General features: G+C 57.8%; 8 protein-coding genes. 5 read left to right on the forward strand and 3 right to left on the reverse strand.

The genetic code is table 11. The features are described from left to right. Positions 1-280: 280 nt before the first annotated feature. The gene (gene purL / locus MARHY_RS11450; RefSeq protein WP_014421946.1) at positions 281-4,186 is read right to left on the reverse strand and encodes a phosphoribosylformylglycinamidine synthase; all 3,906 of its coding nucleotides are present in this window, start codon (positions 4,184-4,186) and stop codon (positions 281-283) included. 270 nt (positions 4,187-4,456) lie between these two features. Between purL and mltF the strand changes: the two genes are divergently transcribed. After that, entirely contained in the window at positions 4,457-5,965 is a 1,509-nt protein-coding gene (mltF, locus tag MARHY_RS11455) for a membrane-bound lytic murein transglycosylase MltF (RefSeq protein ID WP_081496571.1), read from the forward strand. Between the two features lies 1 nt (position 5,966). Here mltF and MARHY_RS11460 read toward each other — a convergent pair whose 3' ends face one another. Beyond that, positions 5,967-6,443, reverse strand: a complete 477-nt coding sequence (locus MARHY_RS11460; protein ID WP_014421948.1) for a regulatory protein RecX — start codon at positions 6,441-6,443, stop codon at positions 5,967-5,969. A 154-nt stretch (positions 6,444-6,597) separates the two neighbouring features. Here MARHY_RS11460 and MARHY_RS11465 point away from each other — a divergent pair, with 154 nt between their 5' ends. Next, on the forward strand, positions 6,598-9,045 hold the full coding sequence (locus MARHY_RS11465; RefSeq protein ID WP_014421949.1) for a DUF349 domain-containing protein: 2,448 nt from the start codon (positions 6,598-6,600) through the stop codon (positions 9,043-9,045). A 4-nt stretch (positions 9,046-9,049) separates the two neighbouring features. Here the strand turns inward: MARHY_RS11465 and MARHY_RS11470 are convergent, their stop codons facing one another. Next, positions 9,050-9,313, reverse strand: coding sequence for a late competence development ComFB family protein (locus MARHY_RS11470; RefSeq protein ID WP_014421950.1), 264 nt, complete (start codon positions 9,311-9,313; stop codon positions 9,050-9,052). A 186-nt stretch (positions 9,314-9,499) separates the two neighbouring features. Between MARHY_RS11470 and MARHY_RS11475 the strand changes: the two genes are divergently transcribed. The 3 genes from MARHY_RS11475 (at position 9,500) to MARHY_RS11485 (ending at position 15,298) form a co-directional block, all read left to right on the forward strand. Next, positions 9,500-10,708 carry an acetyl-CoA C-acetyltransferase gene (locus MARHY_RS11475; RefSeq protein ID WP_014421951.1) on the forward strand — a complete coding sequence of 403 codons (1,209 nt, stop codon included), beginning with the start codon at positions 9,500-9,502 and terminating at the stop codon, positions 10,706-10,708. Positions 10,709-10,737: 29 nt separating this feature from the next. Then, positions 10,738-12,888 (forward strand): 3-hydroxyacyl-CoA dehydrogenase NAD-binding domain-containing protein, encoded by a 2,151-nt coding sequence (locus MARHY_RS11480; protein ID WP_014421952.1) that lies wholly within the window; start codon positions 10,738-10,740, stop codon positions 12,886-12,888. Positions 12,889-13,132: 244 nt separating this feature from the next. Next, entirely contained in the window at positions 13,133-15,298 is a 2,166-nt protein-coding gene (locus MARHY_RS11485) for a carboxy terminal-processing peptidase (RefSeq protein WP_014421953.1), read from the forward strand. The last annotated feature ends 2 nt before the right edge of the window (positions 15,299-15,300 follow it).

Here is a 15,300-nt window from a genome sequence, read left to right on the forward strand (position 1 = left end):
TATCAATAGGTTAAAGGTTTCGCACAAAAACTGAACTTAGTTCTCAATGTTTGCTCACAGAACGGCCAGGGCGGCACCGGAAATGTGCATAAAGTTGTCTAGTCAAGCCCCGAGACAGCAAATTTACAGACTATTTTAGGGCATCAGGGGTTGAATTTGGGGTTGACATCAAAGGTACCGGCTTAACCAACCTACAATAAAAAAAGCCAGCCTCGACTCTCTTGGAAACAGAGACCGGAGGCTGGCTTTTCACTTCTCTTTTCAGCTGCGATTCAGCGAATCAACCAAACCACTTTCTGGCGTTGCGGAACATGCGCAACCAGGGACCATCTTCTTGCCAGGTATCCGGGCGCCAGGAGTGCTGAACGGCCCGGAACACCCGCTCTGGATGGGGCATCATGATGGTCACGCGACCATCCCGTGTGGTAATACCGGTAATACCAGACTCTGAACCGTTGGGGTTATAGGGGTAACGGGTCGTTTCCCGGCCACGGTTGTCGACATATCGGAGAGCAACCAATTCGTTATCCGACAGCGCCTTGGCTGACGTGCCGGAAGCGAACTCAACCCTCCCCTCACCGTGGGCAACCGCGATCGGCATACGGGAGCCAGTCATGCCATCCAGGAAGGCGGATGGTGAGGAAGTAACCTCAACCATCACCAAGCGCGCTTCGAACTGTTCTGACTGGTTTCGAACAAAGCGGGGCCAGCCCTCACTGCCCGGAATCAGCTCGTGCAGATTGGATAGCATCTGGCAACCATTGCAGACACCAAGGGCAAGGGTATCCTGGCGATTAAAGAACGCAGCAAACTGATCACGCACCCGGTCGTTGAACAGGATGGACTTGGCCCAGCCTTCACCAGCACCCAGCACATCACCGTAGGAGAAACCGCCACAAGCCACCAGACTCTGGAACTTCTCCAGACTGATGCGACCGGATAGCAGGTCACTCATGTGAACGTCCGTCGCTTCAAAGCCTGCGCGGTCGAAGGCTGCCGCCATCTCAACCTGTCCGTTTACGCCCTGCTCCCGCAACACCGCCACTTTCGGCCGTTTGCCGGTATTGATAAATGGCGCCGCGACGTCTTCATTCAGATCAAAGGTCAGATCAGCACTCAGCCCCGGATCCTCGGCATCGAGCAGGTTCTCGAATTCTTCCCGGGCACAGTCGGCATTGTCGCGAAGAGACTGAATACGGTAGCTGGTTTCTGCCCAGAGGCGCTGCAGATCTGTGCGCGCCTCATCCAGAACCGGCTCTCCGGCAAACAACAACCGAACCCGATCCTTGTCATTCAGAGTACCAATGACACTGGTGTGATCTCCCAGCCCGGCACCGGAGAATTGCTGGAGAACGAAATCAGTGTCTTCACGGCGCACCTGGATAACCGCACCCAGTTCCTCATTGAAGAGTTCGCGGGCAAATTGGGATTCGTCTTCCGCGAGGCCATCCAGCTTGATATCGACACCGGTTCTGCCAGCAAAGCTCATTTCCGCAAGGGTGACGAACAGACCACCATCGGAACGGTCATGATAGGCCAGCAACTTGCCATCGGCGTTGAGGCCCTGAATAACCGCGAAAAATGCCTTGATATCCTCGGGGTCGTCCAGATCCGGCGCCACAGCACCCACCTGACGATAAACCTGCGCCAGCGCAGATCCGCCAAGACGGTTCTGACCAGCGGCCAGGTCAACAAGAATAAGATCCGTTTCACCGGCATCCGTGCGCAGCTGAGGTGTCTGGGTGCGGGCAACGTCGGTCACCGGAGCAAAACCGCTGACGATCAGCGACAGCGGCGCAGTGACGCTCTTCTGCTCGCCATTATCTTCTTCCCAGGCGGTTTTCATGGACATGGAGTCCTTGCCCACTGGAATGGTAATACCCAGCGCCGGGCACAACTCCATACCCACAGCGCGAACGGTCTCGTAAAGGTTCTCGTCCTCGCCCGGATGACCTGCAGCAGCCATCCAGTTGGCGGAAAGCCGGATATCCGACAGCTTTGCGATCGGCGCCGCCGCGAGGTTGGTGATGGTTTCGCCCACAGCCATTCGGCCAGACGCCGGCGCATCAATCACCGCAAGCGGTGTGCGCTCACCCATCGCCATGGCTTCACCGGTGCGCACATCAAAAGATGCTGCGGTTACCGCCACATCACTGACAGGAACCTGCCAGGGGCCGACCATCTGGTCCCGGGCCACCAGCCCGGTGATAGTGCGGTCGCCAATGGTAATCAGGAAGCTCTTGGAGCCAACCGACGGCAGACGCAGAATCCGCCGAACGGCATCGTGAAGATCGATTTTCGTGGAATCGAAAATCGGCTTGGTAAAGGAGGAACGGCTGACACTGCGATGCATGCGCGGAGGCTTGCCGAAAAGCACTTCCATCGGCAGATCAACGGGCTTGTCGTTGAAGTAGGAATCACCCAGCTCCAGATGATGTTCCTCGGTCGCCTCACCAATCACTGCATACGGGCAGCGCTCGCGACGACACAGAGCATCGAAAAGATCCAGGTTTTCAGGCGCAACCGCCATAACGTAACGTTCCTGAGACTCGTTACACCAGATCTCCAGGGGCGACATGCCCGGTTCGTCACTGGGAATATCCCTGAGCTCGAATTTGCCGCCACGGCCACCGTCCTTGACCAGCTCCGGCATGGCATTGGACAAGCCGCCGGCCCCGACATCGTGAATGAAGCAGATCGGGTTTTTGTCGCCCATCTGCCAGCAACGGTCGATAACTTCCTGGCAACGCCGTTCCATTTCAGGGTTGTCGCGCTGTACCGATGCGAAATCCAGATTCTCATTACTGGAACCGGAGTCCATGGAAGAGGCTGCGCCCCCGCCAAGGCCAATCAGCATGGACGGACCACCCAGCACGATAAGCTTGGCGCCGACCGGAATATTGCCCTTCTCTACGTCCTGCTCGCGAATGTTGCCCAGACCACCGGCAATCATGATCGGCTTATGATACCCACGGACCTCTTCACCGGCGGCGCCAGGCACCTTCTCTTCAAAGGTCCGGAAGTAACCGGCCAGGTTAGGACGACCGAATTCGTTGTTAAAGGCCGCCCCACCAATGGGGCCTTCAATCATGATATCCAGGGGAGAGGCAATCCGGTCCGGCTTGCCATAGCCGATTTCCCAGGGTTGCTCGTCGCCGGGAATATTCAGGTTGGAAACGGTGAAACCGGTGAGACCGGCTTTCGGCTTGGAACCACGACCGGTCGCGCCTTCATCCCGGATTTCGCCACCAGAGCCTGTGGCCGCGCCGGAAAAGGGGGCAATCGCAGTCGGGTGGTTGTGGGTTTCCACCTTCATCAGGATATGCACCGGCTCCCGGTTATAGCCGTAGACACCCGAGTCCGGATTCGGGAAGAAGCGACCGGCTTCGCTGCCGGCGATCACCGCCGCGTTGTCCTTGTAGGCCGACAGCACGCCCTCGCTGTTCATCTCGAAGGTATTGCGAATCATCGCGAACAGGGACTTTTCCTGGCCTTCCCCATCGATATCCCAGGACGCGTTGAAAATCTTGTGGCGGCAGTGCTCAGAGTTGGCCTGAGCAAACATCATCAGCTCAACATCCGTCGGATCCCGCTCCAGGCCGACAAAGGATTTGACCAGGTAATCAATCTCATCGTCCGCCAGCGCCAGGCCCAACCGGCCATTTGCTTCCACCAGGGCATCCCGGCCACCAGACAACACCGGTACCCGTCCCAGAGAGCGAGGCTCTTCGTGGCTGAACAGAAGTTCTGCGCCGCCCATCTCGTGGAACACTTTCTGAGTCATACGGTCGTGGAGAAGTGCTGCGATCTGCTCGCGCTGCTCCAGGCCAAGTTTCTTGCTGGCCTTTACATAGTAGGCAATGCCGCGCTCAATTCGGCGAATCTGCCGGAGGCCACAATTACGGGCGATATCCGTCGCCTTGCTGGACCATGGCGATAACGTGCCCGGCCTCGGAACCACCAGGAATAAAATCCCATCCGGCTGCTCAACCTGGACACTGGGACCATAGGTAAGCAGGCGATCCAGGATGGCCTGTTCCGAATCGGAAAGGTCGGCATCAAGATCCACAAAGTGCATGAACTCGGCATACACATGTTCTACACCCGGCACCATTTCCTGTATACGGGAATGCAGTTTGCGGGAACGAAAAGGCGAGAGCGCTGGCGCGCCGCGAAGTTCAAGCATGATATCAACCTGTATCGCGCGAATCGGGGGACGTCTGAAAGGCCGCAATGATACTTGAAACCGACCTCGGGTTACAGCGGAAGCTGGCCTCTTTCCGCACTGTAAAATTGACATTCTTTTGCACAGTTATTAACCAGACCAATTGACCATTTCGCCCTCAGCAGTGATCATTGAGACTATGCATGGAAAGCAAGAAGCATCAAAAAGCAGGAGCATGGGAGCACCTCCCGGACCATCCTGACCATTGAGCGTGTAGCGGAGAGCAGGGATTTGTCACGATTTATCAGCACTTTCCGACGCAGTAGTGCGCAGTTGAGCATTGTATTGGCAGTTCTCCTTGCCACAGGCTGCTCGCAGCCCACAACGCTGCAGGAAATCCGGGAAGAAGGCGTTTTGCACGTCATCACCCGGGTTGCGCCTTCTATCTATTACCAGGATCGAGAACAGGACACCGGCTACGATTACGAGCTGGCCAGACTGTTTGCCGACGAACTCGGGGTTGAACTGCGGGTTCGGGTCGCCGACGATAATTCTGAAATCCTCTCTGTCCTGTCCAGAAACTACGCGCACATCGGTCTGGCCGGCCTGACACAACGGCCCGACTTTGGCGAGCAGTACCGCTCGGTGCCCATAGGTGTCGCCGCGCAATCGGTTATCGTCTATAACAAAGAAGTTCCTGCACCGGAATCACTGGAAGATCTCGCCTCCGAAACCATCCATATGCTGGCCGACAGCAACCATGAGCACCTTGTTGCTGATCCCGGGAACGAGGCTGGCCCCATCATTCAGAAACATCCGGGGCTGGATGCTGCGGGTCTTCTGGCCCGGGTGGAAAGCGGGGAATTCGGCTATGCGGCGGTGGCGTCCAATGAGCTGGATCTGAACCACGTCTTCTTCCCAAAGGTGTACGAAGCGTTCTCACTGAACGAGCCCACTGAGCTTGTCTGGCTGTTTCCAACCGCTCAGGACGACACCCTGGTACAGGCCGCCGAATCCTTCATGGAAAGGATGAACAACAACGGCACCATGGCCCAGCTCGCGGAACGGTTCTACGGCCACCTGGACAGACTGAATTACGTCGGCGCCCGGACCTTCATGCACCATGTCGAGAACCGCCTGCCCCGCTATCAGTCACTGTTCCAGGATTATGCCGAGGAATCCGGCATGGACTGGCGCCTGCTGGCCGCCATCGGGTACCAGGAATCCCACTGGCGCCCCAACGCCGTATCCCCCACCGGGGTTCGCGGTCTGATGATGCTCACCCGCACTACCGCCAATTACATCGGTATTAATAACCGACTGGATGCCGAGGAAAGTATTGAGGGCGGGGCCCGCTATTTCCGGATGGTGCACGGGCGCATCCCGGAACGAATTCCGGAGCCGGATCGCACCTGGTTTGCGCTTGCATCCTACAACGTCGGCTTTGGACATCTTGAAGATGCCCGACGCCTGGCTGAATCCGCCGGAAAAGACCCGGACCGATGGATGGATGTGAAGGAATTTCTGCCGCTGCTGGCACAGAAAGAGTGGTACACCAAAACCCGGTTCGGGTACGCACGCGGGCACGAACCGGTGGTTTACGTGCAGAATATCCGACGGTATTACGACGTTCTGGTCCGGATTACCGAACCGGACGCACCTTCAGCGCCCGGGCTTGAAGATCAACTGGCCTGGCTTGGCGACAACGAAGCTGGCTCCGATGCCCCGGCCAGCGAGTCTCAGCCGGATCTTCGCGCTGATCTGCCTCCGGAACTACGGTTGATACCGCCGACACTCTGAATCAGTCATCATCCGGTCCCGCGCTCAAGGCATGCTCGGATTGAGATGATGAAAATCCACGCCGGGCCAGAAATCGGGCCTGGCGGAGCTTTTCAGGCAGATCCCCCTGCACATCAGCCAGTCCGAACCGTTTATCACGGGCCCGGACCGCTCTCCGGCACCACTCTTCTTCTGCGACGGACGACAGACACGCCGGAGTCTGATTCACTCCACGCTGCTGCAGTTCGGCCAGTATTCGCAGCGGCCCGTAACCCGCCTCGATGCGTTGGCGGGTATAGATCTCCGCGAACCGGTCATCATCCAACCAGCCTTCACACTCATACTCATCCAGCACCGGATCAAAAACATCCGGTGGAATCCTGCGCTGCCGCAGCTTGAGCGCCAGTTCATACCGGCTGTGCTCCCGGCGGGCCAGCAGGCGCAGCGCTACCGAACGAGCCTGGTATTCCGGATCGTCATGTTTTTGATCTTTTGCCATACAGGCCCTTTCCGCGATGACTTGCAAAACGATAGACTTAGCGTCCCGGGGCACCCCCGCAAACACACTACCCGAAACAGACACCTGATCGGGCCGGAAGGCGGAGATACTCTGCCGCCACCGCAAACTGGTTGCAATCCCAAGGATACCGTTTATGGCTGCATTCATTCAGAAATTGTTCAAGAACCGCAAAACCCTCTCACCCGTAAGCGACAAAGCATCCGAAAAACAGCAAAGCAACCAGCCAACCGAAGAAGACAACCGACAGCAGTTGCGCCAGCAGCAGGAACGCCAGCTTGACGCCAGCCCTGAACAATCGGAACTCGCGGCTCTGGCAATAGAAGGTGTGACCTCCGCCATTCGATTGCAGGCAGCGAGCCAGATTAACCAGGAAGAGCACCTACAGGCGGTACTGAAACAGGCAAAAGGCCGCGATAAAAGTGTTTACCAGACTGTCAAACAGTCACTTCAAACCCTGAAGGAACAACAGGCCAGCGAAGCGGCCATCCAGCATCGCATCACTGAACTGGTCAGCCAGGCACAGGAGCAGGCCAGAAGCGAAGATACCAAGCTCTACGAGGCCCGACTGAACGCTCTCCAGGATCACTGGCAAAGCGTTGAAAACAAGGCCAGCGCAGAGCAGACCCAGCAATTCCTGCAAGCGGTCCACCAGATTCGTGAACGCCAGAAGCAACTGGATGAGACGCGCCAGGAAGAGCAGCGGCACCTCGATCAGAAGCAGCAACGGCAGGAAACACTGGAACTGCTGCAGCAAACCCTGAACCAGCTTAAAGCCGCAGCGCCCTCTGGACTTCCCTCAGAATCTGCCCTCGATGCGTTGCAGAAAACCCAGGAAAACCGATGGCTGGAAGCCACGCGGGACACCCAGGTGGACAAACAGGAGCAGAAGCAATACGAACAGGCCATGCTGGCTCTGCGCAACTACCTTGGTGCGGTGCGGCGCCTGAATCTGGCACGACCACAAATCGGTGAGCTGGAAAGCAACGATACTGACAGCCCTCAGACTGCCGCAAAAGCACTGCTTCAGGAAGTGGCCTGGCCGCAGAATTTCCCGCTACCCCAGGCCCTTGCAGAACTGCGGGCCCTGGCCGGCAAGCCGCGCGCCCAGCCCACGTCAGACGGAACCCGGGAACAGCAGCAAGCAAATGCGGCCGCTCTCAATACCACACTGCCCAAACTGGAAGCCGCCCTGGAAGCAAAACAGTTCCGTGAATCCCGCCAGCTCCTGAAAGCAGCCCAGAACCAGTTTCAGGCGCTTGATGATCGCCACCGCAAGAACGTCCAGGCGAAGATGCAGTTACTTGCCGGCCAGTTCCGGGAACTGAGCGATTGGCAGGGATTCGCCACCGAGCCCAAGCAGGTCTCTCTTTGCGAACAGATGGAATATCTGGCGGAACAACCGATGGAGCCGGAGGCCAAGGCAGAGCGAATCAAAGAACTGCAGAACGAATGGCGAGAGCTCGGCGGCTCGTCCGACCGAACCCTCTGGAATCGTTTCAAAGCGGCGTCAGATCAGGCCTATGAGCCCTGCAAAGCCTACTTCGAGGCAAAAGCCGATCTCAAACAGGCCAACCTTCACAAACGGGAAGCCATCTGCGAGGAACTCGAACGATTCCTCGCGCAGGCAGACTGGGCCAGTATTGACTGGAAAGGTGCCGAACGGATTCATCAGACCGCCCGTCAGGAATGGAAAGCGGCCTGGCCGGTAGACTTCCGGGCTAACCGGCAGGTACAGAAGCGGTTTGACGACCTGCTGAAGAACCTGGAGCGGCCCCTGGACGAGGAGCGACAGAAAAACGAGGCCGCCAAACAGGCGATTGTCGAGCGGGCTCAGGCGTTGATTGACCATGAGCCTCTTCAGGAGGCCATGGATCAGGCCAAAGCCCTGCAATCGGAATGGAAGCGTATCGGCATCACCCGGCACCGCGAAGATCGCAAGCTCTGGCAGGCGTTCCGCCAAGCCTGCGACCAGATCTTCGAGCGACGCGATGCCCAGCGGTCTGCACAGCAACAAGCGACTGAGAAGGCTGACGCCGACGCTCGCGCAGTGGTTGCCAAGTACCGCGATCTCGGCACAAAGGCTGACGATGCGTTGATCCATGAAGCCAAGACCGAGCTCAAGCCGTTAGCCGATATGCCGCTCTCACGACCGGTTAGGGGCGAAGTACAAGACCTTCGTCAGCATCTGACAGAGCTGGGGCAGCGCAAAAAGCTGAAAGCCAGACTCGATAACTGGAAGACACTGATCAAAGAGCGTGTGGGTGGCGCCCTTGCCCCGGAACAGGTTCCTTCAAACTGGCAGAATCTGGTTAACGGCGCGACCTCTCTTACAGGTAGAGACCTGGTGATCAGGGCGGAGATCGTTGCCGGCCAGGAGACTCCGGACTCAGACCAGGGACGGCGTATGGAAATCCAGGTTCAGCGTCTGGCCGAAGGCCTGGGTGGTGGCGATCAAACCACACCCGAGCAGGAACTGGAAAGGCTGATCGCACTCTGGTGCCTGCACCCGGAGATGAACGACCAGAGCACAGAACACGCTGGTCGACTGGTTCAGGCTTTGGAAAACCGCCTGCAGCACTAAAGCATCATTCTCTCTGATGCTGCCTTACAAAATCCCTGGCTTGCCTGACCGCAGCCAGGGATTTTTCTTTCATCTCCTTTAATTCCTCATCGGCAAGGTAGAACATCATATCGATGGTGTGCCGATAGTACCTGGCCGGCAAACGATTCAGAGCCACACACATCACGTCGGTCAGATAATCCGCTGTGTCCGACTCCTCCCGGGTTGCATCGATCGCATCCAGCACCAGCCTTTCGTAGAAATTATCGATAGCATCTCTCAGAGACATGGTTACACCTGCCTGCTTTATAGGATCAATCTTTATTCAAGATAGAAGTCACAAGCGTTTGTGTCATTGTCCCTGAGCAATTTCGCCAATGGGATTGGCAGCGGCTGTCATTACCGGGGACTACACTGAACCGCTATGGTTATCACTCTTTGAAAACAAGCCCGGATAACAATCAGAGGAACAGATATGACCACCGAGGCGTACATTTTCGATGCCGTTCGCACCCCCCGCGGCCGCGGCAAGAAAGATGGCTCACTGCACAGTGTTAAGCCGATCACGCTGCTCACTACCGTGCTCAAGGCTCTGGAAGAGCGCAACCGGCTCGACACCTCTCAGGTAGATGATGTCGTCATGGGCTGCGTCACCGCCGTGGGTGACCAGGGCGCGGATATCGCCAAGACGGCGGCACTGGCCGCTGATTGGGATGAGAAGGTCGCCGGCGTGACCCTGAACCGCTTCTGCGCCTCCGGCCTGGAAGCCGTGAACCTGGCCGCCATGAAAGTGCGCTCCGGGTGGGAAGACATGGTGGTTGCCGGTGGTGTAGAGGCGATGTCGCGCGTACCCATGGGTTCCGATGGAGGCGCCTGGGCGACCGACCCGGAAACCAACCTGCATACAGGTTTCATGCCGCAAGGTATCGGCGCCGACCTGATCGCCACTCTGGAAGGCTTCACTCGCGAAGATGTCGACGGCTTTGCCGTAAAGTCCCAGCAAAAAGCCGCCAACGCCTGGGAAAAGGGTTATTTCGCCAAATCCATCGTGCCGGTTACTGATCAGAACGGCGTGGTCATACTGGACCGGGACGAGCACGTTCGCGGCAACACGACCGTGGAATCCCTGGCAGGCCTCAAGCCCTCGTTCCAGATGATGGGTGAGATGGGCTTTGACGGCGTCGCGCGGGAAAAATACCACTACGTGGAGAAGATCAACCACGTGCACCACGCCGGCAACTCTTCCGGCATTGTCGACGGTGCCACCGCCATGCTGATTGGCAGCGAAGCCAAGGGCAAGGAGCTCGGCCTCAAGCCCCGCGCCCGCATCGTAGCCACTGCAGTTACCAGCACAGACCCCACCATTATGCTCACCGGCCCTGCCCCGGCTGCCCGCAAGGCACTGGAGAAAGCCGGTATGACGGTGGACCAGATCGACCTGTTTGAAGTGAACGAAGCCTTCGCGTCGGTGGTGATGCGCTTCCAGAAAGAGTTGTCTGTTCCGGACGAGAAAGTGAATGTGAACGGCGGCGCCATCGCCATGGGCCACCCGCTGGGTGCCACCGGCGCCATCATCCTCGGTACCCTGCTGGATGAACTGGAACGCCGAGAACTGCGCTACGGCCTGGCCACGTTGTGTGTGGGCGGCGGCATGGGCATTGCCACTATCATCGAGCGCGTCTGAACGCCACTTTCATATAAAAGGAACCGACCATGAGTGCCATCAAATACGACCTGGGTTCAGACCAGATACTGACCCTGACCATCGACATGCCGGGCCAGTCCGCCAACACCATGAACGGCGAGTTTCGAACTGCGCTGACCGAAACCGTCAACAAGGTCAAAGGCGACCTGGATAATGTCAAAGGCATTATCATCGCCTCCGCCAAGAAAAGCTTCTTTGCCGGTGGCGACCTGAATGAGCTGTACTCAGTGACCCGCGAACAGGCCAAAGAGTTTGAAGACATGGTCAACGGCCTGAAAGCCGACATGCGGGTGCTGGAAACCTGTGGCAAACCTGTGGTGGCGGCTATCAACGGCACCGCTCTGGGTGGTGGCCTGGAACTCGCCCTGGCCTGCCATCATCGCGTTGCCATTGATGATGACCGGACCCAACTGGGCTTGCCGGAAGTCACCCTGGGCCTGCTGCCCGGCGGTGGCGGTACCCAGCGACTGTCCCGGATGATTGGCCTGGAAGCCGCCTTCCCGTTCCTGATGGAGGGTAAGAAGGTAAATCCAAAAGCCGCTCTGAAGGCCGGTATCGTGGATGAGCTCGCCAGCTCACCGGAAGACATGATCGCCAAGGCCCGGGCCTTCATCGAAGCCAATCCCAAGTGCCAGCAACCCTGGGATCAGAAAGGCTTCCGCTTCCCCGGCGGAGCTCCGCATCATCCGGCCATGGCCCAGAAACTGGCTATTGCACCGGCCATGCTCAAACAGAAGACCAAAGGCTGCTATCCGGCACCGGAACGGATTCTGGCAGCAGCGGTGGAAGGCGCCCAGGTGGATTTCGACAATGGCAGCCTGATTGAAACCCGTTACTTTGCCGAGCTGGCCACCGGCCAGGTGGCCAAAAACATGACGGGCACCTTCTGGTTCCAGCTCAACGCCATCAAGGCCGGCGGCAGTCGCCCGGACGGCGTAGAAAAGGAAAGCTTCAAGAAAGTCGGGGTACTGGGTGCAGGCATGATGGGCGCTGGTATCGCCTACTCCACTGCCAGCCGCGGCATTGAGGTGGTGCTGAAGGATGTCTCGGTTGAAAACGCCGAGAAAGGCAAAAGCTATTCCGAAAATCTTCTGGCGAAGAAAGTCAGTCGCGGCCGCATGACCGAAGCCCAGAAAGACGAAGTGTTGGCCCGCATCAACGCCACCGCCTCTGCCGACGACCTGGAAGGTTGCGACCTGATCATCGAGGCAGTCTTTGAAGACAGCGATCTGAAGGCAAAGGTTACCCGGGAATCCGAGCCGAAAATGGTCGCTAACGGCATTTTTGCCTCTAACACCTCCACCATCCCCATCACCCAGTTGGCCCAGGCCTCGGCCAAGCCGGACAACTTTATCGGCCTGCACTTCTTCTCCCCGGTGGACAAGATGCAACTGGTGGAAATCATCGTCGGCGAGAAAACCTCCGATGACACCCTGGCCCGGGCGTTCGATTACGTGCAGCAAATAGGCAAGATTCCCATTGTAGTGAACGACAGCCGCGGCTTCTTTACCTCTCGGGTATTTGGCACCTTCGTGAACGAAGGTATCAGCATGCTGGCCGAGGGCATTCACCCCTCAAGCATCGAGAATGCCGGACTTCTGGCCGGCATGCCGGTAGGACCGCTGGCCATCTCTGACGAAGTCAGCATGACCCTGATGCAGCACATCCGCGCCCAAAGCAAGAAAGACACGGAAGCCGCCGGCGGTACCTGGCAGCCGCATCCAGCCGAAGCCGTCATCGATGCCATGGTGGATACCCACGGACGCAAGGGTAAAGCCGCCGGTGCCGGTTTCTACGAGTATCCGGAAAAGGGCAAAAAATACCTGTGGCCGGAACTGGAAAACCTGTTCGTGGACCAGGACAAGGCACGCCGTGTGAAGCTGCAGGATCTGAAAGATCGCATCCTGTTCATGCAGGCCATCGAGACCATCCGCTGTCTTGAGGAGGAAGTGCTGAGAACCGTAGAAGACGCCAACATTGGCAGCATCTTCGGTATTGGCTACGCGCCCTGGACCGGCGGTGCCATCCAGTTCGTCAACCAGTATGGCGTTCGGGCCTTTGCGGAGCGGGCGCAGCAGTTGGCAGATCAGTACGGTGAGCGATTCACACCACCATCCCTGTTGCTTCAGAAAGCCGAACGCAACGAAAACTTCAGCTGACCGTGCCGGCCGGAGGGCCCAAACCCTCCGGCCACCTCTACCCTCACACTCCCGACAGTTTACTTCCGGTCACACGCCCCCATAGTTAGCCTCAGGCTGAAACGTATATGGACATATTGTCACGAAGCTATACCCCTGGCCTATGGCAACAGGTGTAGCGGTTGCCTACAATAAATTGAACAGTCACGGGTATTCACCCCCATTGTCATTGGTGGCGATTCCCAGCAGCTTCAGGTATGCATTTATGACCATTGCGGAAAACTCCATGCAGCGCCCTTCCCTGACTTCCCTCACCCGGAAAGCAGGCGCGGTCACGGCTCTGGCCCTGGGCCTCCTTGTCTCCGGCGCCTACGCAAAGATTGATGACTCCGCCAGGTATGAGCCGGTTGCGCCCACTATTGACCAGGCCCGCGCCAACATTCTGATTGCCCGGCAGCTGCAGTTCACGCATTTCCGCAATCTCGGCATCAGCGACGAACTGTCCGGCGATGTTTTCGATGCCTACCTGAATTACCTCGACAGCCAGAGAATCTACCTGACCCAGGAAGACATTGACGCCCTCTCCCGGGTCAAGAAACACCTGGGGTCAGCGCTCAAGACCGGCCAACTCCAGCCGGGCTTTGATATTTACAACCTGGTTCAACAGCGGGTTATCGAACGCCTGAAGTTCGCCCTGGGGCTCATTGATAACGGTATTGAGCAACTGGACTTCGCTGCCGATGACAGGATTCGCGTCGACCGTTCCGAGGCGCCCTGGGAGGCAAACCAAGCCGCTCTGGACGAGCTCTGGACGAAGCGTATTAAAAACGCGGTTCTGGCCCAGAGACTGAACGGCGCAGACGATGAAGCGATCGAAGAGACGCTGCGCCGCCGCTATGAAGGGCAACTCAAACGCGCGTACCAGGCCCGCAGCGAAGATGCATTCCAGGCTTACATGAATGCCTTTACCGGTATGTGGGACCCTCACACGTCCTATTTTTCGCCCCGAACCTCCGAGAACTTCAATATCAACATGAGTCTCTCGCTGGAGGGCATCGGCGCGGTACTGCAATCCGATAACGAGTACACCAAGGTAGTGCGTCTGGTACCCGGTGGCCCGGCCTCCAAGCAGGGTCAGCTGCAGCCTGCCGACCGCATCGTCTCGGTTGCCCAGGGCGAGGAAAAGCCTGTAAACGTGATCGGCTGGCGCCTGGACGAGGTGGTGGATCTGATCCGCGGCCCCCGTAACTCCACCGTAACCCTGGAAGTAATACCGGCCAACGCCAGTGACGAGACCATCACACGCACCATCGCCATCAAGCGCGACGAGGTGAAGCTGGAGGAGCAAAGCGCCAGCAAAGACGTGATTGAACTGGACCGAAACGGCGAGACCTATCGTATCGGGGTCATCAATATCCCCACCTTCTACGCCGATTTCCAGGCCATGCAGGCTGGCGATCCAAATTACAAAAGCACCACCCGCGATGTGCGTAAACTGATTGAGGAACTCAAGGCCAGCGGCGTGGATGGCGTGGTCATGGATCTTCGTAATAACGGCGGTGGCGCACTGCACGAAGCCAACGACCTGGTTGGTCTGTTTATCGACGAAGGCCCCACGGTCCAGATCCGTAACGCCAACAACGATGTCCAGGTACTGGAAGACGAGGATCCGTCCGTGGTCTACGACGGCCCTCTGGTGGTGCTGGTCAACCGGATGAGCGCCTCCGCCTCTGAAATTTTCGCCGGCGCTATCCAGGATTATGGTCGAGGCCTGGTGGTTGGCTCCCAAACCTTCGGCAAAGGCACGGTTCAGGCCGTTCGGCCACTGAACCACGGTCAATTGAAAATCACACAGTCCAAGTTTTACCGGGTTTCCGGCGGTTCCACCCAGCACAAAGGGGTGATTCCAGACATCGAAATCCCGTCGCGCATCGATAAAACCCGAATTGGTGAGGACGCTCTGGACCACGCCCTGCCGTGGGACCAGATTGAGGCCGTTCCCCATGCCCGCTATTTCGACTTTACCGGCGTGATTGACGAACTGCGGAATCGCCACGAAGAGCGGTTCGCCACCAACACGGAGTTCAAGCTGCTGCAGAAGGAAATTGAGTTCCTTAACCGCCAGCGGCAGATGGATTACGTCAGCCTTAACGTGGACGAGCGCAAGAACCAGCACAACCAGATCGAGCAGACCCGCCTGACCATCGCCAATGCCCGCAGGGAACTGAAGGGCGAAGAACCTTTTGAAGACCTGGAAGCTCTGGAAGACTGGCAGGATCAACAGGCGGCAGATCTGGACAACACCGACGAAGAGCTGGATTTCGTCATCCAGGAAGGCGGACACATCATGGCCGACCTGCTGGAGCTGGATCAACGTATGGCGTCCATTCTGATGCCCACCCAGTTTGCGGCCAAGACTGAGGCACCATAAAT

Origin of the sequence: Marinobacter nauticus ATCC 49840 (genome assembly GCF_000284615.1) — a bacterium.
GTDB lineage: Bacteria > Pseudomonadota > Gammaproteobacteria > Pseudomonadales > Oleiphilaceae > Marinobacter > Marinobacter nauticus.

Excerpts from the sequence above, each read along its gene's own strand:
- MARHY_RS11460 (WP_014421948.1), bottom strand. The coding sequence starts at position 6,443 with ATGGCAAAAGATCAAAAACATGACGATCCGGAATACCAGGCTCGTTCG.
- MARHY_RS11475 (WP_014421951.1), top strand. The coding sequence starts at position 9,500 with ATGACCACCGAGGCGTACATTTTCGATGCCGTTCGCACCCCCCGCGGC.
- MARHY_RS11470 (WP_014421950.1), bottom strand. The coding sequence starts at position 9,313 with ATGTCTCTGAGAGATGCTATCGATAATTTCTACGAAAGGCTGGTGCTG.
- MARHY_RS11465 (WP_014421949.1), top strand. The coding sequence starts at position 6,598 with ATGGCTGCATTCATTCAGAAATTGTTCAAGAACCGCAAAACCCTCTCA.
- purL (WP_014421946.1), bottom strand. The coding sequence starts at position 4,186 with ATGCTTGAACTTCGCGGCGCGCCAGCGCTCTCGCCTTTTCGTTCCCGC.
- MARHY_RS11480 (WP_014421952.1), top strand. The coding sequence starts at position 10,738 with ATGAGTGCCATCAAATACGACCTGGGTTCAGACCAGATACTGACCCTG.
- MARHY_RS11485 (WP_014421953.1), top strand. The coding sequence starts at position 13,133 with ATGACCATTGCGGAAAACTCCATGCAGCGCCCTTCCCTGACTTCCCTC.